Raw genomic sequence first — 17,126 nt, forward strand, 5'->3', positions numbered from 1 at the left:
GCGTAAGCAGTTTGAGAGTGGCGAATGGCGATACGTGCCAAGCCGCATTGGGGCTGCCGGGTCGTTGGCGAGGTACGGCCCCGACCCGGCAGGCAATGCACACGGGGATTAGTCGAGGTTGACCTCAAGCCCAAGCCCCTGCAACTCGCGAATGAGCACGTTGAAGCTCTCGGGGACGTTGGGCGACGGCATGTTCTTGCCTTTCACGATCGACTCGTAAGCGCGCGAACGTCCTTGCACATCGTCCGACTTGTAGGTGAGCATCTCTTGCAGCGTATGGGAGGCGCCGTAGGCGTAGAGCGCCCACACCTCCATCTCCCCGAGCCGCTGGCCGCCAAACTGAGCTTTTCCGCCCAGGGGCTGCTGCGTGATGAGGCTGTACGGCCCAATCGAACGTGCGTGCATCTTGTCGTCGATAAGGTGGCTGAGCTTCATCATGTAGATTTGGCCCACCGTGGTTTTCTCGTCGAACGGCTCTCCGGTCTGCCCGTCAATAAGCTGGGCCTTCCCGTCGCGTGGCAAGCCAGCCTCTTCGAGCTTGTCGGCAATGTCGTCCATCGTGGCGCCATCGAACACAGGCGTGGCGAACTTCTTACCGAGCTTGTCGCCCGCCCAGCCCAGAAGCGTCTCGTAAATCTGACCGAGGTTCATCCGCGACGGCACCCCGAGCGGATTCAAGACAATGTCTACCGGCGTTCCGTCTTCAAGGTGGGGCATATCTTCGACGGGGACAATTTTGGCGATGACGCCCTTGTTACCGTGGCGCCCGGCCATCTTGTCGCCCACCGAAATTTTGCGTTTGCGCGCCACATACACCTTGGCCATCTGCACGATGCCCGCGGGCAATTCGTCGCCCATTTCAACCTGGTGTTCTTGGCGCTTGGCTTTGCCATCAACTTTGCGGCGGCGCACCTTGTAGTTGCGCAGCAGCGTAGCCACCTTCTCGTTGAGGTCATCGTTGTCGGTGAACGCTGTCTTGGTACTGAGCGCGTCAGGCTCCACATCGCTCAGCGCATCGCGGGTCAGCTCGGCGCCTTCCGTCAGCACCACATTGCCTTCTCGATCTTCAATGCCGCCGGTGCTTTTTCCACCAACGAGATGGAAGAACTTGTCCCAGAACCGGCTGTTCAGGTCGGCCACCTCGCGCTCGTGACGCTTTTCAATCGCTTCTAAACGCTTCTCCTCCATTTTCTTGGAGGCCGGATCAAGCTGGCGACGGCTGAACAGTTTCGTGTCAATCACGACCCCATCCATACCGGGCTTGGCCTTCAGGGAGGCGTCTTTTACGTCGCCAGCCTTGTCGCCAAAGATAGCGCGCAGCAATTTCTCTTCGGGGGTAGGATCGGTTTCGCCCTTAGGCGTAATCTTCCCTACGATAATATCGCCCGGGGTTACCTCGGCACCAACGCGGATGATACCGCGCTCGTCGAGGTCCTTCGTGGCCTCCTCCGAGACGTTGGGGATCTCACGGGTAAGCTCTTCTTCGCCACGCTTCGTATCGCGCACTTCGTGCTCGAACTCCTCGATGTGCACCGAGGTGTACACGTCGTCGGCCACGAGGCGCTCGCTAATTACGATGGCATCCTCAAAGTTGTACCCGTGCCAGGGCATAAACGCACAGAGCACGTTCTTGCCGAGTGCAAGCTCGCCTTTCTCCGTAGCGAATCCTTCGGTCATAACCGTACCGTCTTCCACTTTGTCGCCCACTTGCACGATGGGCTTTTGGTTCATGCAGGTGTCTTGGTTGGTACGGCGGAACTTGGTAAGCTTGTACTCGCGCACCGGCTCACCAAATGTGAGGTCGTCTTTGGCGGCATCTTCCTCGTAGCGCACGACAATCCGCTCGGCATCTACGTATTCGACTTCGCCTTTCCCTTCGGCCACAATAACGGCTCGCGAGTCTTTAGCAGCACGGCCTTCAAGACCGGTACCCACGATGGGCGAATCGCTACGCAAGAGCGGCACGCCCTGGCGCTGCATGTTCGATCCCATCAGCGCACGGTTGGCGTCATCGTGCGAAAGGAAGGGCACCAGGCTGGCCGAGGGCGACACAATCTGATTGGGCGAGACATCCATGTACTCGACCTCTTCCGGCGGCACAATTGGGAAATCGCCTCGGTATCGGCACGTTACCTGATCGGTCTGGAAATTGCCGTCTTGGTCGATCGGGGCGTTCGCCTGTGCAATGATGGCATGGTCTTCCTGATCGGCCGAGAGGTATTCTACCTCTTCGGTAACGATACCATCTTTCACCACGCGATACGGCGTTTCGATAAACCCGAAGTCGTTGATAACGCCATGCACACAGAGCGACGAAATCAGACCAATGTTGGGTCCCTCTGGCGTCTCAATGGGGCACAAGCGCCCGTAGTGAGTGTAGTGCACATCGCGCACCTCAAACCCGGCCCGCTCACGCGTCAAACCTCCCGGTCCAAGTGCCGAAAGACGACGCTTGTTGGTGAGTTCAGCCAACGGGTTGGTCTGGTCCATGAACTGGCTGAGCTGGTTCGTACCAAAGAACGTGTTGATCACGCTCGAAATGGTACGGGCATTAACCAGGTCTTGAGGCGTAAACTTGTCAGCATCCCGCAGATTCATGCGCTCCTTGATGGTGCGCGACATGCGAGCGAGCCCCAGCGAAAACTGCGACCCAAGCTGCTCGCCTACCGTCTTGACGCGGCGGTTGCTCAAGTGGTCGATGTCATCGGCAGGACTGTTGCCATTTTTGAGCTTGATGAGCTCACGCACAATTCCGACCACATCGTCGCGCGTCAGCACGGTAGTGTCCGGATCCACATCAATGCGCAGACGGCTATTGATGCGGTGACGACCTACATCACCAAGGTCGTAGCGCTTGTCAGAGAAGAAAAGCCGCTCCAGCGCGTTACGGGCCGACTCTAGATCAGGCGCTTCGGATCCGCGCAACTGGCGGTAGATTTCGCGCAACGCCTCTTCTTCGTTGTGGGTTGAATCTTTCTTGAGCGTATCAACGAGGGTACTCATATCGTCCTCGTCTTCGGCTCGCTCTTCGCGCACCAGATAGATACGCTCCACATTGTGCTCATCGAGCAACTCCCAATCTTCCTCTTCAAGCGTATGCTCGGCAGGAAGCAGCACCTCGCGCTCGATCTCTTCTTCGACGACCTCGCCCGTGTCCTCGTCAATAATTTCGATCTTGCGCTCGATCGTCACCGACGTAGCCAGCTCACGATCGATGTGCTCCTCAAACTCCTCCTCGCTGCCGATCTCTACCGTGTCGGCAAGATCAAACAGACGGATGATCTCGTCATCGGAGGAGACGCCAAGGGCACGAAGCAGCGTGGTGACGGGCACCTTCTTTTTACGATCAATATATGCCCACAACACGTTGCGGATATCGGTTGAGAACTCCATCCACGAGCCCCGGAAAGGAATCACGCGGGCCGAGTAGAGTTGTGTCCCATTCGAGTGCACATCCGTCCCGAAGAAGAGGCCGGGACTCCGGTGCAACTGCGCAACGATTACGCGTTCTGCACCATTAACCACGAACGTACCACGGTCGGTCATGAACGGAAGGGTACCTAGGTACACCTCCTGCTCGATGGCTTCAATGGCCTCATCGTCGCCGTCCTCTTCTTTGCTAGAGAGGCGCAGAGTAGCCTTCAGCGGGACTGAAAAGGTGAGGCCTTGTGCGATGCACTCCTCAATGGTATGCTTGGGGGCATCGAGGCCGTACTTGACAAACTCAAGTGTGTAGCGTTCACGGCTATCCTGGATGGGGAAGTGCTCGTTAAAGACTTCCTGCAGGCCTTCGTTTTCACGATCTTCGGGTGGGACATCGTCTTGCACGAAGTCATGAAACGACTTCAGTTGGATGTCCAAAAAGTCAGGATAATCCCAGACAGCTGGAATGCGGGCGAACGATTCACGCTCGGCAGGCTTTTCCAGATGGCCGTTCGTAACGATATTGCCGTTAAGCAGAGTGGGCATAAGCGGGGTAAACTCCTCAAACAGTTGGGGAATACACGCAAGCGTGCAATGGGTGATAAACGCGGGTTACAGTGGCAGACGAACAGGTGCCCGCAGGCAGGCACATAGCAGCCATGCAGCAGATATGGGGCCGCTCATCCGGGTGCGAAGGGCACGCAGTACGGAATACGGAAGGTGTAAAGGCGACAGAAGCTGCAATACCAAGAGTGCGTTCGTCCACAGGAAGGATTCGCCGCGCGTCTCGCAGGCTCCACCATAGGGATTGTGATAGATCCTTGGAGCATAGCAAACAAGGGTACGACCGCTCTATACCGTTGTTTCGGCGCCAATTCTTAACACACAATCCATACAATATAACGGGGTGGAGCAGCTTTGCTCCATTGCAATCGAACACCAAGAGCCCACCCTAAACGGGTCGGCTCTTGGCGACTGAGTCGTCAGATTGCGCTACAGTCTAGCGTCAATCTGTATGGTCGATGCCGTTTCTCGGGCATCTAGTGGGGTTATTTCAGTTCAACCTCACCACCTGCATCTTCGAGCTGTGCTTTCAGCTCGTCGGCTTCTTCGCGTGGCAGGCCTTCCTTGACCGGGCTTGGAGCTTCATCCACCACTGCTTTGGCTTCTTTGAGGCCAAGTCCTGTTATGGAGCGTACTTCCTTAATCACGGCAATTTTGTTACCGCTTACGCCCGTCAGGACCACGTCAAATTCGGTTTGCTCTTCGCCACCGTCGGCGCCGTCGCCACCGCCAGCACCCGGAGCAGCAACCGCTACGCCTGCAGAAGCAGGTTTGATGTCGTATTCTTCTTCGAGGTAATTTGCAAGTTCGCTGGCTTCTTTGATCGTGAGGCCAACGAGTTGTTCAGCGAGTTCTTGAATGTCTGCCATAAGAGTATCAGATTCCTGCAGCGGTCTGTGCACCCGGTGAAGAGGGCACTGCGCTGCACATTAAGGGGATAACGAGAGGGTAGCATGCGAACATGCATGCGTTGGTACATGACAGCATAACAGCTGCACATGCAAGAGGACAAAGACGCCCGATGCGTTATGCATCGTCTTCGCCTTCGGCCATGCTCTGGATGGCACCGGCCAGCGTACTGGCAGGACCTGTAAGAGCACCCGCAATGTTTTGCGACGGGGCCATCAGCAGTCCAACGATGTCGCCAATGAGTTCTTCGCGCGACTTCAGCTTCGAAAGCTCATCAAGTGCGTCGGCTCCTTCGTAAAGGGTGCCTTCAATGTAGGCCACCTTTAGTTCGGGACGTTCTACATCGGCATCATCCAGAAAATCTTTGAGGACCCGCGCCGGCTTAGCAGGATCATCGCTAAAGGCCGCAGCGGTAGGTCCGGAAAAGTGCTCAGCGAGCACTTCAATGTCACTATTTTCGACCTGATCGAGCGCAATCTGCGCCAAGGTGTTTTTGCAGACCGTGTACTCGACATCGGCTTCGCGGAAGCGAGCACGCAGCTCATTGGTTTGCTCAACCGTAAGCCCCGCAAAGTTGGTCAAGTAAATGATCGGGGTTGATTCAAATCGTTCGCCCAGATCGTCGATGATCTCGGCTTTTTTTGCACGGGAAAGAGGCATAACAAAAGGATATCCAGAAACGTGAGAACCAGAGGGTGGCGGCAGGCCATGCATGCCCGTTAGCGCGTAGCAGCAAGTACGGTGCTGCGATCGACCTCAACGGGGGGCCCCATGGTTGCTGAAAGCGTGGCCGACCGAATGTACAGCCCTTTGGCCGACACCGGACGCAGGCGCATCACTTCTTTCAGGAACGCTTGCGCATTTTCTGCAAGGTCATCTTCAGAAAACGACGCTTTGCCGATGGATGTGTGCAGGTTGCCGTGCTTGTCTACGCGGAACTCGATCTTGCCGGACTTCACTTCGTCAACAGTTGCGGCCACATCCATGGTAACGGTGCCGCTTTTAGGATTCGGCATCAGGCCACGCGGTCCAAGAATACGCCCGAGACGTCCCACTTGGGCCATCACATCGGGCGTCGCAATTACCACGTCGAAATCCAGCCAGTTCTCGTTCTGAATGCGCTCAACGTACTCGTCGAGGCCCACATAATCGGCACCAGCTTCTTCGGCTTCGGCCTGTTTGCTTTCGTTGGCAAGCACCAGCACCACTGTTTCTTTGCCGGTCCCATGCGGAAGCACAACCGCGCCCCGCACCATCTGATCGGCATGTCGGGGATCAACCCCAAGACGTAAGTCCAGGTCGATGGATTCGTCAAAGCCAGCAGTGGCGGTCTTCTTCACCAGCGCAGCCGCTTCGTTCAGCGTAGACGGCGATGACTCCTCTTCAAGAAGCGCATTCGCGTCGGTATATCGTTTTCCTCGTTTTGCCATAAAATTAGGGGGTTATGCGGTTCGTACGCCTACACAAGCAGGCTCCCGCATGTTCAAAAGATACGTTCAGATCACACCAACTTGTCGCGCACGACGTGCCGGGTTGGCTGTTGCGCAGCAACGTAGCGTTACTCGGGCTTATCGCTAACGGTAATCCCCATCGAACGGGCCGTTCCTGCGATCATGTGCGCGCCTTGCTCAATCGTGTGTGCGTTCAGGTCCTCCATCTTCCGCTCTGCAATAGCGCGGCAGTCATCCCACGACACATCAGCCACTTTCTGGCGCAGAGGGTCTCCGGCGCCGCTCTCAATGCCTGCCGCTTCTTTCAGCAGCACAGAGGCTGGTGGACTCTTGACGATAAAGTCGAACGACCGGTCCATGTAGACCGTGATCACGACCGGGAGCAGCAGCCCCATCTGGTCTTGGGTTTCGGCGTTGAACTTTTTGCAGAACTCCATGATGTTCACACCATGTTGCCCCAGTGCAGGACCAATGGGGGGGGCAGGGTTTGCTTGTCCTGCTTTGATCTGCAGTTTAATCTGTGTATTTACTTGCTTAGCCATAACAGTTGGGGCGGTTCAGACGCCAATGCGGCTCCCGCCAATGCGTTGGTAAAAGTATCGAGGATGCAGAACAAACGGCGGACCCTGCTGTGCGTCAGCAACTCCGCCGTGCTATAAGCCACCCAGATAAAGCCTGTGCGGCATGTACAAAACTATTCGTCGTGTTCGACCTGCAGATAATCGAGCTCCACCGGCGTTTTCCGCCCGAAGATAGAGACCATTACCCGCACTTTCATTTTTTCGGGGTAGACCTCCTCCACAAAGCCATTGAAGCTATCGAACGGCCCATCAACTACTTTGACAGGGTCGCCCACCTTGAAGGGAATTTCAGGCTGCTCGCCCATTTCTTCAGCGCGGTCCATCCGCCCTAAGATGCGTTGCACCTCGTCAGGACGCAGAGGGGTCGGGTCGTCGCCTGTACCGGAGGTTAGAAATCCGATCACCGAGGGAAGCCCCGTAGCCATATGCTGCAACCGGTCGGTCATGGTGGCATGCAGCAGAATGTATCCTGGAAAGAAGGTCTTTTCTTTCGTCTTTTTCTTGCCGCCGCGCATCTCAAAGACCGTCTCGGTAGGGATAAGCACCTCATCAACCAGGTCCTCAAGGTCTAACCGTTCCATTTCGCTTTCCAGGAAACGACGCACTTTCTTTTCATGCCCCGAGAAGGTACGGAGCACAAACCATTTTTTCATGTCGTTTCCGCCGGGCATAGAAGGAGGGTGGGGTTGATACGTGACAGATTGAGCTGGGCGATGCGCTCTCTTGGGACAAGCGTCCCAAGGAATCAGACTCGGAGAGCCTGTTGAGAGATTAATAGATCATCTCCATAATGGTGCTGATAATCTGGTCCGCCACAAAAATGAACCCAGAGATCATGACCGTTCCTAGCAGCGTAATTAGCGTGCTGCTGATGAGCTCATCGCGGCTTGGCCAGCTCACTTTTTTCATTTCGGACACGACGTCCTGTATGTAATCACGAATCCATTTCATAGCGTAGGCAGGCTCGTTAACGATCGCAGGCGCCCGAACGTAGGCCCTGCGAGAAAGAAACACGAAAATGCACGGGTGGCAGGACTTGAACCCGCAACCGGCGGTTTTGGAGACCGCTGCTCTGCCAATTGAGCTACACCCGTGTGGGGGAGGATGCACGAGGCTCCTCCCAAATTGTTCGCTGCGTGCGGTACACGAAGCGTATTATCTATGTGTTAGTCTAGAATCTCAGTGACGACGCCCGCGCCCACGGTGTGTCCGCCTTCGCGGATCGCAAACCGAAGCCCCTCTTCCAAGGCCACCGGCTGTATCAGCTTCACCGTAAACGTTGCGTTGTCGCCCGGCATCACCATCTCAACGCCTTCCTCCAGCGCAATGTCTCCCGTCACGTCCGTCGTGCGGAAGTAAAACTGAGGACGATACCCCGGGAAAAACGGCGTGTGGCGCCCGCCCTCGTCTTTCGACAGCACGTACACCTCACACTCAAACTCTTTGTGCGGCGTCACCGAGCCCGGCTCCGCAACTACCATCCCGCGCGATACTTCTTCCTTCTTGATCCCGCGCAACAGCAGCCCCGCGTTGTCTCCGGCCTCGCCTTCATCGAGCACCTTGTTGAACATCTCAATCCCGGTCACCGTCGAGGTCAGCTTCTCTTCCTCAATCCCGACAATGTCCACGTCCGATCCGGTCTCAATACGGCCTCGCTCAATGCGACCTGTCACCACCGTTCCGCGACCGGTAATCGAGAAGATGTCCTCCACCGGCATCAAAAACGGCTTGTCAATGTCGCGCTCCGGCGTCGGAATGTACTCGTCTACATGCGACATCAACTCCATGATCTGAGCTTCCGCGTCCGCGTCGCTCTCCAGCGCCTTCAGCGCCGAGCCGCGCACGACCGGAATCTCATCACCGGGGAACTCATACTCAGACAGCAGCTCGCGCACTTCCATGTCCACCAGCTCCAAGAGCTCCTCATCCTCAACCAGGTCCACCTTGTTCATGAACACGACCAAGTACGGCACGCCTACCTGACGGGCCAGCAAAATGTGCTCGCGCGTCTGCGGCATCGGGCCGTCAGTGGCAGCCACCACCAAAATAGCACCGTCCATCTGCGCAGCCCCCGTCACCATGTTCTTGACATAGTCGGCGTGGCCAGGGCAGTCTACGTGCGCATAGTGGCGCGCTTCCGTTTCGTACTCCACGTGGCTCGTCGCTATCGTAATCCCACGCTCGCGCTCTTCCGGCGCGTTGTCAATCGAGTCAAACGTACGCTCGGCCGCTCCGCCTACCTGCTCGGCAAGCACCTTCGTAATCGCCGCCGTTAGCGTCGTCTTCCCGTGGTCTACGTGCCCAATCGTTCCAATGTTGATGTGCGGCTTCTTCCGCTCAAATGCCTCCTTCGCCATAACCGTGTTGCGTTCGTGTAAGGATTGAAATACGTGTGTATGCCTAAAGGCCTGCATGCACGCCCCTTGATGCAACATGCGAGGGTGGGGCTTGCGCACAGAAAAAGCGCGTGGACGATGCCAACGCGTGGTGAGCCGCCTCCCGGATTTGAACCGGGGACCCCTTCCTTACCATGGAAGTGCTCTACCTCTGAGCTAAGGCGGCAACGTTGATGTGCGACGTGTTGCGCACAGTGCAGAGTGCACGATGCTGTGCGTACGAACCCATCGCTACGCAGGGCATGCGCACTCGGTAGGCTGTACATTGAGCGGGAGACGGGATTCGAACCCGCGACCCTCAGCTTGGAAGGCTGATGCTCTACCAGTTGAGCTACTCCCGCATGCATTGCACCTTGCGGTGCGTACATCTTAACGATGCACAGTGGGCAGGGTAGGATTCGAACCTACGAAGGCATAGCCGGCAGATTTACAGTCTGCTGCGTTTGACCGCTTCGCTACCTGCCCAATTTTTATGTAGGATGTATCACTTGAGACCAAAAAACACTTGCCCCATGCAGACATCCAAGTCGCGTTATAGGTACTACCCAAACGGATGTTGCCTCAGATAGCGTGAAATTTGAGGGGATGCCCTTTATAACGCTATCTATCTTTTTACAGTGCATGCCAGCCTATGAAAAGACCAACGGTTTCGCAAGGTTCCTTGCATGCACTCCTCATGAAGACCTACTGCAGCGTACTTGCAAAGCCGTTCAATAAGCACTCATGAGTCCCCACACTTGCTGTGTGGATGGAGCTGACGAAGGGACTTGAACCCCCAACCTGCTCATTACAAGTGAGCTGCTCTACCAGTTGAGCTACGTCAGCATAATGGCCATGGGCATGCCTGTATTGACACATTCATGGCGGGAGTCGGCTTAACATGAATAGCCCAACGCCTGTTTCCCTACAGCAGGGGTTCTGCACGTGAAAGATTAGTGGGGATTCTGCACAAAAACAACCTATTGACTCCGACGCGCACGTCTCAAGACATCATGCAACCGACCTCCATCGCTTCCAGAGGTGGCGCAGTCCCCATCCTACAAGAAGAGCCGCAAGCACTCCCATTACAATCCAGCCATAGGCCTGCAGATAATCAGCAATAATTGGCCAGTTTTCTCCTACGGCGTAGCCTGCGTAGGTGATGATCACCGACCAGGCAAGCGCGCTGACTGTGGCGCCTATCGCTGTTTTCCAGGCCGACATCTGGGCCATGCCCACGGTGATAGAAATGACCGACCGTGCTCCAAACAGAAATCGGTTTGCAACAACAACGCCATGACCATATGCGTGAATCCACTCGCGTGCTTGCAAAATCTGCTCGCGCGGCATCCAGCGATGCGATCGCACGGTACCGGCCTGCGCACTGATTTGGCGCCCCACGGCGTAGACAGTCATAAACCCTACGGATCCTCCGACCACCGAAAGGGCCATCACCACCCCCAGGTTTAGGTGGCCAAGCCCAGCCAGATATCCCCCCAGCACCACAATCATATCACCCGGGATGGGGGGCACGATATTTTCCCCATACGAGATAACCAGAATGGTTACATAGCCCCACATCGGAGGCACTCCAAGCATCCATTCAACCCAGGCATCCAGGTCTGTCAACCACTCCATGTATGTACTGATCAAACGGCGCCATGAGATCGCATCCCAGAGACGACCTGGTCGATATGTTTACAGCGCTGCGTCGATCGCAGGCGCCCTCTTCGTGATGACAAAACGCACCCGAAAGAAAAGCCGGGAGTCGTGTGGGCGTCTCGGTTTGAGGACGCTGGAGCGTCTGTCCACTCCCTTTACTACGAGGCTATATCACAGCCATCCCTTCTTCTATCGAATGAGCATTGCATCGCCAAATGAGAAGAGGCGGTATTCCTCATCAAACGCTTCCTGATACGCATCCATGATGAAGTCGTACCCCGCAAACGCGGAAACCATCATAAGTAGCGTACTCTCTGGACGGTGAAAGTTGGTGACAAGCTGATCGGTGATCTGGAAGTCGTATGGCGGATAAATGAACAGGTCGGTCCAACTCGAATCAGCTTTCAGCATCTGACTGGCAGACAGACTGGACTCTAGCGTACGCACCACGGTCGTTCCAATGGCTGTGACCTGGTTGTCAGGACTCCTCAAGGCGCGGTTTACAGCCTCTGCAGTTTCTTCAGGAATGGTGAACTGCTCCGAATCCATACGGTGTTTGGTAAGGTCTTCAACTCCTACCGGACGAAACGTACCTCGCCCCACATGCAGCGTAACCTCAGCAACATGTACGCCTTTGTCTTTGAGGGCTTGCACCAGTTCCGGGGTAAAGTGCAACCCGGCGGTAGGAGCGGCTACCGCTCCGCGCTCCTCGGCAAAAATGGTCTGGTAGCGTGATCGGTCTTCCTCTTCAACATCTCGGTCGATGTATGGCGGCAGCGGCGTTTGCCCTAACTCACGAATTTTGGCGTACAGCTCCTCGTTTGTGCCTGTAAAGTGGAGTCGTAGCGTGCGTCCACGCGAGGTGGTGTTGTCGATAACCTCGGCCGAAAGCTCCTGGTCAAAGTAGAGCTTGTTTCCGATACGAATCTTGCGCGCCGGATCGACCATCACATCCCACAGTCGGCTCTCGGGATTTAACTCCCGAAGCAAAAACACCTCAATGTTGGCCCCGGTCTTTTTTTTCTTCCCGAAAAGCCGCGCCGGGTACACCTTGGTATTGTTAACGACAACGACATCGCCGTCGTTGAAGAAGCGCGGCAATTCATTGAACACGGTATGCTCAATGGTTTGCTCATCGGAATCAACCACCATTAACCGGCACGAATCGCGCGGCTCGGCGGGGTACTCGGCAATGAGTTCTTTCGGATAATCGTAGCTAAACTCGGATCGTTTCATAGACAGGGAGTGCGTTCAACAAACAAGAGAGTACACGGCGACAGACGAAGCGTTCTCGACGCCTGCAGCAACCGGACGGGCGCAAACTGCAGGTACAAACAGCGTCTAAATTGGCATTGATCCCGGCGCGCGGCGGAGATGTTATGCAGATGCAGAAACAGAACGAAGCGATCCGCGCTGCATTTCCCACGGCTGCACGGGGGCAATGTGTCCATCAACACGGTCTGGATAAAGCGCATAGGCAATAAGCGCGGCGGCACGGTACAGGCGCGGCCCGGGACGGTTGAAGTAGGCGTTGCCATCAAACACGGCCACACGATTTTTTTGCACCGCGCGTAAGCTCTGCCAGGTGGGGTGCGAGGCAAGCGTCTGCCAGTCGCGCGCAGTGTCTTCCACCGAAAAACCACACGGCATTACGGCAATAACGTCGGGATCGGCGTTGGCAAGTGCCTCCCACGTAATGCGACGCGACGCTGCCCCGGCCTCTGCCAATACCGGCTGCCCGCCTCCGTGTGCGACCACATCAGGCGTCCAGTGTCCGGCAACCATGAGCGGATCCATCCACTCGATACAGGCAACGGTGGGCAAGGTATCTGGATCAGTGCGGCGCTCCAGCCCAATGGCACTGTGTAGCTGTTTCAACTGCCGTTCGTGACGAGCTATCCACTGCATGGCGGCCTCTGCTCGATTCAACGCACGTCCAAGGCGAAGCACCATGTCGAGCACCTCCTTGAACGTGGCAGGCTGCATTGAAAACAAGCGGATGTCAGCGTCTGCTTCAGCCTGCAAATCGGCTTCGATATCGGATACGGAGGCCGCGCACACTTCGCACTGTGCCTGGGTAAGCACCCAGTCGGGAGAGAGGGCACGTAATTGCGCCATATCCACTCGATACAGACTGAGGCCGTCGCGTACGCGCTTCTGTACGGCTTCGTGGATTGCACGCGAAGTCTGTTTTTCGGGATAAGTGGGCGCGGTAAGCACAGGCAACGACGTTACCGCCTCCGGATGGTCGCACTCATGCGAACGGCCCACGAGAGCGTGGGCGGCCCCGAGGGCGTCTACCCATTCCGTAGCGGCTGGAAGAAGCGAGGCGATACGCATAGGAGGCAAACCGGGTGAGGGGGAGCGGGGAATGTGCACAATTTATTCTTATGCACATCCGCCTAAGACGTTGCCCAGTTGCTCTGTGCGTGCGTTACCTACCGATCGGTCCACCTTTGGACTGCAGCGCGCCCGGGCTATGGGGGTTGACGCACAGCGCTCTGTTCCTTAGCCCGGAATCAGGAGCGACACAGCGCTACCGCACCGGCGGACGCTGTGTGTGCCAGTCGGTGGCTTCCTGAATGGCGTGTGCTACCCGGAGCGCCTCAGCGTCGTGGTAGAGGCGCCCAAGCACGCTAATGCTACCGGGCGAGCGCCGGTCGGCATCGTCAATGTCGATGGTCGACTCTAACGCCTCGTCATCTTCCTCGATGTGATGAAACGCATTCGGGATGCACACGCACGGATGGCCCGTCAGGTTGGTGATTTGTAGTGTGCCGCCCCGAAACGACGGACTGATGAACACATCTATATCACGCAGGGCTTCGTAGGTGGCCACCATCAACTTGCGGCGCGCTCGCGAGGCCTGGATATGCTCCACCGCCGGGGTAAAGCGTGCTGTGCGAAACACGTGAGGCCAGGCGTCGGTGGTCTGGCGAACCATCGTTGCGTCTTCTCCACTGCGTGTGAGTTCGTCAAAATTGCTGGCTGCCTCCACATTGAGCGTGTTCAGCAGCATAGCCAGCGGATAGTTTGTAGGCAAACTAATGGAATGCAACTCGGCGCCCTGTTCGCGCAACACATCGAGCACAGCTTGGTCGGCCTCAAGATTGTTGTACTCAGCCTCGAAGGCCTCTTCGTACACTCCAATGCGCAGATCAGCAAGCGGCTGCTCCGCATCAAACGGAAACGGCGCCTCCACCATGCCCGGGTCCTGCGGGTCGGCTCCACGTAGCGCATCGTACACCAACGCGCAGTCATAGGCCGATCGGGCCATCGGACCCACCTTGTCCATCGTCCACGACAGCACCATAGCCCCCTGGCGACTTACCGTGCCAAACGTAGGCCGATGTCCGGTGATGCCGTTTCGTGTGGAGGGCGACACGATGGATCCGAGTGTTTCAGTGCCGAGGGCAAACGGAACGCCTGCTGCCGCTACTGCTGCGCCCGACCCGGCAGACGAGCCGCTGCTCCCCTGGGTGGGATCCCACGGCGACCGGGTGGTCCCATCGAACCACACATCGCCCCAGGCCATAGCGCCCAGCGTAAGCTTGGCAATGAGGACAGCCCCTGCGTCATCGAGCCGCTCAATCACTGCTGCCGTGTCGTCAATGGTCTGATCCTGATAGGGCGTTGCCCCCCAGGTGGTCGGATATCCTTCAACGGCGAACAGGTCTTTAGCGCCGTACGGCACGCCGTGCAACGGCCCGCGCCAGTCGCCGGCGTCGAGCTCGGCATCGGCCTGAGCGGCGGCTTCCAGGGCACGCTCTTCGGTGAAGGTAACAACACATTCGAGCGCCTCATCAAGACGGCGCAGCCGCTCAAGATAGAGCCGGGTGAGCTGTTCCGATGTCACCTCGCGCTCGCGCAGCCATACCGACAACTGCGCGACTGAAGCAAACGCCAGGTCTTCGTTGTCAATGGGTCTTGGTGAGCGAGGCCACTTCCATGTAGGATCAGCTGACTCGGCAGGCACCGAGGCTCCCCCCAAGCGCGGATCGAACACTTCCGATGGATGCGCCCCATTGGGCAGGTCAATGTCGCGCAGGGTTTCGTATTGCTGCAACTGCTGGTTCAGCGCGTCCACCAGCATCTCGCGATCTTCGTCTCGAAACGATAGCCCCATCATTTCCTCGGCAGCCTGGATGTGATCAAGCGTGACAGGGGTATCGGAGGCTGGCTCCTCGCCGACCTGCGTATACAACACACCCGGAAGCAATCCGGTCAATCCAACGGCGGTGCACGACTCAAGAAACTGACGGCGATCCATAAATAAGTGGGACTATGTCACTGAACTTGCGGGGTGATGGGGCTTTCATGATACATCACAATTCTCCCAAGGTGCAACTATGCGACCATGGTGTTGCATCTATCTTCCATCAAGCAGGGGTGGCTCTATCACAGGTCAATCGTATAGTGCACTGTCACAGGTCAATCTTCGGGTAACGCATGGCCACCTAACGTACCGAGAATAACTCACAATCATGTCATTGCGAGGAGCACCGCGTCAGCACGATTTTCAGGTCGCTCCAGCGCCCTCATAAGGAAGCCTTCTGATAAATTCGTTTGCACGCCACTCCCCTTCCAGGTATTTTTAAAATCGTCCTCTCACTCACTGCCTGTGTATTATTGCACACGCGCTTACCTCCTCCCTTGAATGCTGTCTGCTCTCCATCAAGTCATAACGCACACCAAACAGCAATGCGCCCAGTTGTGGTCTGCGCTGATACAGGATAAAGAAGCAACCACAAAGCTCATCGGGCTTCTTTTGGCGGGGATGGTTTGGGGCGGACTCATGCTCATGCCCACTCCGGAAGCCCTTGGTGTTTCCGGTCAACGGGCGGTGGCACTGCTTGCTGCGGTCTGTATCATGTTTGCTACCGAGGCCGTGCCCTTGCCTGCCATCGGACTGCTCATTCCGGTGTATCAGGTGGTGTTTGGCGGCATCGAAACCGAGTTGGTCACCAACTGGATGATGAGCAACGCGCTGCTTTTTCTGATGGGCACGCTCATGCTCGTCGCGGCCCTTTCCAGTCGGGGCCTTGACAAGATCATTGCGCTCTACATTCTAACAAGCGTAGGCTCAAGCGTCTATGCCGTGGTCTTTGGCATCATTGCTATCAGCGCCATCTTGGCCGGATTTATGTCGGATGCGGCCGCGGCACTTATGCTTGCCCCCGTACTTGGCATCATCAGTATCGTACGCGACTCCCACGATGGCCCCCTCGACAACTTTACCAAGCTGCTCATTTTTTCCGTTGGATTTGGAGCTATTGTGGGCAGTCCGTACACACCCGCGGGGGGCGCACGGAACGTCATCATGATGGACTATATGCAGCAACTCGCGAATGTGGATATCAGCTTCGCGCGCTGGGCCATGTATATGATGCCGTTTACCATCACGATGGTGGGCGTGCTTACAGGCCTACTTGTCACGCTCTTTCCGCCCGAGGTCAAGAACTTGCGTACGGCCATTGAAGCGCTGCGCATTGAGGTGCGCGAGCGTCCGTTTGGGCTCGACCAGATGATCATCCTTGGCGTGTTTGCCATTACCATTGGGCTTTGGCTTACCGTTGGCGACCTTTACGGCATTGGGGTGATTGCCGTGGGCGCTGCCGCCGTTTTGCTCGCTCTGGGGGTGGTAGAGTGGCGCAACTATCAGAGCGATGTGGATTGGGGCGTGCTCATGATTTACATTGGTGCGATCTCTCTGGGTGGGTATACCGCAGAAACAGGAGCCGCCAGCTGGATTGCAGATTCGTTCTTAGCTTTGGTGAACACTGCAGGGATAGGAGACGGAAACTTGCTTGTTATAGTGATTTCTTTCTTGGTTACAGCCATGACATCGGCAATGAGCGCGGGCGCCACCACAAGTGTGTTAGGACCCATTGTGCTTGAAATCGGAACCCAAGCGGCAATCCCACCCATTGTTATCGGACTGGCCACCGCACTGGCTTCATCGTTTGGGTTTATGCTCATTGTATCGACGCCTGGCAACGCCATCATTTACGCATCGGGGTACTTATCACCAAGCGACTTCATTAAAGCCGGTGTATGGGCCATGCTGGCTTCATTTGGCGTGTTTTTTGTAATGCTTTTTCTCTACTGGCCTCTTCTTACCTAACATCGCCTTGAACGCGCTCCAACCGTTTTTCTTGTTT

The 17,126-nt window shown here is 56.5% G+C and carries 13 protein-coding genes and 5 tRNA genes; 1 reads left to right on the top strand and 17 read right to left on the bottom strand.

Going from position 1 to position 17,126, the window contains the following annotated elements:
• Positions 1-108: 108 nt before the first annotated feature.
• The 17 genes from rpoB to ACZ5AL_RS10860 form a co-directional block, all read right to left on the bottom strand.
• Complete coding sequence (gene rpoB, locus ACZ5AL_RS10780; RefSeq protein WP_464510379.1) at positions 109-3,969, bottom strand: DNA-directed RNA polymerase subunit beta; 3,861 nt, start codon at positions 3,967-3,969, stop codon at positions 109-111.
• Between the two features lie 503 nt (positions 3,970-4,472).
• Complete coding sequence (gene rplL, locus ACZ5AL_RS10785; RefSeq protein WP_464510380.1) at positions 4,473-4,856, bottom strand: 50S ribosomal protein L7/L12; 384 nt, start codon at positions 4,854-4,856, stop codon at positions 4,473-4,475.
• A 157-nt stretch (positions 4,857-5,013) separates the two neighbouring features.
• Entirely contained in the window at positions 5,014-5,556 is a 543-nt protein-coding gene (gene rplJ, locus ACZ5AL_RS10790) for a 50S ribosomal protein L10 (protein WP_464510381.1), read from the bottom strand.
• A gap of 59 nt (positions 5,557-5,615) precedes the next feature.
• A complete protein-coding gene (rplA, locus tag ACZ5AL_RS10795) occupies positions 5,616-6,326 on the bottom strand; it encodes a 50S ribosomal protein L1 (protein WP_464510382.1) in 711 nt (236 codons plus the stop codon).
• 128 nt (positions 6,327-6,454) lie between these two features.
• Entirely contained in the window at positions 6,455-6,889 is a 435-nt protein-coding gene (rplK, locus tag ACZ5AL_RS10800) for a 50S ribosomal protein L11 (protein ID WP_464510383.1), read from the bottom strand.
• Between the two features lie 152 nt (positions 6,890-7,041).
• Entirely contained in the window at positions 7,042-7,581 is a 540-nt protein-coding gene (gene nusG / locus ACZ5AL_RS10805; RefSeq protein ID WP_464510384.1) for a transcription termination/antitermination protein NusG, read from the bottom strand.
• A gap of 118 nt (positions 7,582-7,699) precedes the next feature.
• The gene (gene secE / locus ACZ5AL_RS10810; protein ID WP_464510385.1) at positions 7,700-7,879 is read right to left on the bottom strand and encodes a preprotein translocase subunit SecE; all 180 of its coding nucleotides are present in this window, start codon (positions 7,877-7,879) and stop codon (positions 7,700-7,702) included.
• A 70-nt stretch (positions 7,880-7,949) separates the two neighbouring features.
• Positions 7,950-8,022 (bottom strand) — tRNA-Trp (locus ACZ5AL_RS10815).
• A 72-nt stretch (positions 8,023-8,094) separates the two neighbouring features.
• Complete coding sequence (tuf, locus tag ACZ5AL_RS10820) at positions 8,095-9,285, bottom strand: elongation factor Tu (protein WP_464510173.1); 1,191 nt, start codon at positions 9,283-9,285, stop codon at positions 8,095-8,097.
• 133 nt (positions 9,286-9,418) lie between these two features.
• Positions 9,419-9,490: transfer RNA gene (locus ACZ5AL_RS10825), tRNA-Thr, on the bottom strand.
• A 102-nt stretch (positions 9,491-9,592) separates the two neighbouring features.
• Positions 9,593-9,665, bottom strand: a tRNA-Gly gene (locus ACZ5AL_RS10830).
• A gap of 42 nt (positions 9,666-9,707) precedes the next feature.
• Positions 9,708-9,789, bottom strand: a tRNA-Tyr gene (locus tag ACZ5AL_RS10835).
• 284 nt (positions 9,790-10,073) lie between these two features.
• A tRNA-Thr gene (locus tag ACZ5AL_RS10840) sits at positions 10,074-10,149 on the bottom strand.
• Positions 10,150-10,314: 165 nt separating this feature from the next.
• Positions 10,315-10,941, bottom strand: coding sequence for a DedA family protein (locus ACZ5AL_RS10845; protein ID WP_464510386.1), 627 nt, complete (start codon positions 10,939-10,941; stop codon positions 10,315-10,317).
• Positions 10,942-11,154: 213 nt separating this feature from the next.
• Complete coding sequence (gene queA, locus ACZ5AL_RS10850; RefSeq protein ID WP_464510387.1) at positions 11,155-12,201, bottom strand: tRNA preQ1(34) S-adenosylmethionine ribosyltransferase-isomerase QueA; 1,047 nt, start codon at positions 12,199-12,201, stop codon at positions 11,155-11,157.
• A 141-nt stretch (positions 12,202-12,342) separates the two neighbouring features.
• Positions 12,343-13,305 (bottom strand): cobalamin-binding protein, encoded by a 963-nt coding sequence (locus ACZ5AL_RS10855; protein WP_464510388.1) that lies wholly within the window; start codon positions 13,303-13,305, stop codon positions 12,343-12,345.
• A 196-nt stretch (positions 13,306-13,501) separates the two neighbouring features.
• Complete coding sequence (locus tag ACZ5AL_RS10860; RefSeq protein ID WP_464510389.1) at positions 13,502-15,235, bottom strand: amidase; 1,734 nt, start codon at positions 15,233-15,235, stop codon at positions 13,502-13,504.
• 441 nt (positions 15,236-15,676) lie between these two features.
• Here ACZ5AL_RS10860 and ACZ5AL_RS10865 point away from each other — a divergent pair, with 441 nt between their 5' ends.
• Positions 15,677-17,089 carry an SLC13 family permease gene (locus tag ACZ5AL_RS10865; RefSeq protein WP_464510390.1) on the top strand — a complete coding sequence of 471 codons (1,413 nt, stop codon included), beginning with the start codon at positions 15,677-15,679 and terminating at the stop codon, positions 17,087-17,089.
• Positions 17,090-17,126 lie beyond the last annotated feature (37 nt).

The organism is Natronotalea proteinilytica (assembly GCF_055379935.1).

Bases quoted from the DNA above. Each gene is read 5' to 3' on its own strand.
- rpoB (WP_464510379.1), bottom strand. From the start codon at position 3,969: ATGCCCACTCTGCTTAACGGCAATATCGTTACGAACGGCCATCTGGAA.
- rplL (WP_464510380.1), bottom strand. From the start codon at position 4,856: ATGGCAGACATTCAAGAACTCGCTGAACAACTCGTTGGCCTCACGATC.
- rplJ (WP_464510381.1), bottom strand. From the start codon at position 5,556: ATGCCTCTTTCCCGTGCAAAAAAAGCCGAGATCATCGACGATCTGGGC.
- rplA (WP_464510382.1), bottom strand. From the start codon at position 6,326: ATGGCAAAACGAGGAAAACGATATACCGACGCGAATGCGCTTCTTGAA.
- rplK (WP_464510383.1), bottom strand. From the start codon at position 6,889: ATGGCTAAGCAAGTAAATACACAGATTAAACTGCAGATCAAAGCAGGA.
- nusG (WP_464510384.1), bottom strand. From the start codon at position 7,581: ATGAAAAAATGGTTTGTGCTCCGTACCTTCTCGGGGCATGAAAAGAAA.
- secE (WP_464510385.1), bottom strand. From the start codon at position 7,879: ATGAAATGGATTCGTGATTACATACAGGACGTCGTGTCCGAAATGAAA.
- tuf (WP_464510173.1), bottom strand. From the start codon at position 9,285: ATGGCGAAGGAGGCATTTGAGCGGAAGAAGCCGCACATCAACATTGGA.
- ACZ5AL_RS10845 (WP_464510386.1), bottom strand. From the start codon at position 10,941: ATGGAGTGGTTGACAGACCTGGATGCCTGGGTTGAATGGATGCTTGGA.
- queA (WP_464510387.1), bottom strand. From the start codon at position 12,201: ATGAAACGATCCGAGTTTAGCTACGATTATCCGAAAGAACTCATTGCC.
- ACZ5AL_RS10855 (WP_464510388.1), bottom strand. From the start codon at position 13,305: ATGCGTATCGCCTCGCTTCTTCCAGCCGCTACGGAATGGGTAGACGCC.
- ACZ5AL_RS10860 (WP_464510389.1), bottom strand. From the start codon at position 15,235: ATGGATCGCCGTCAGTTTCTTGAGTCGTGCACCGCCGTTGGATTGACC.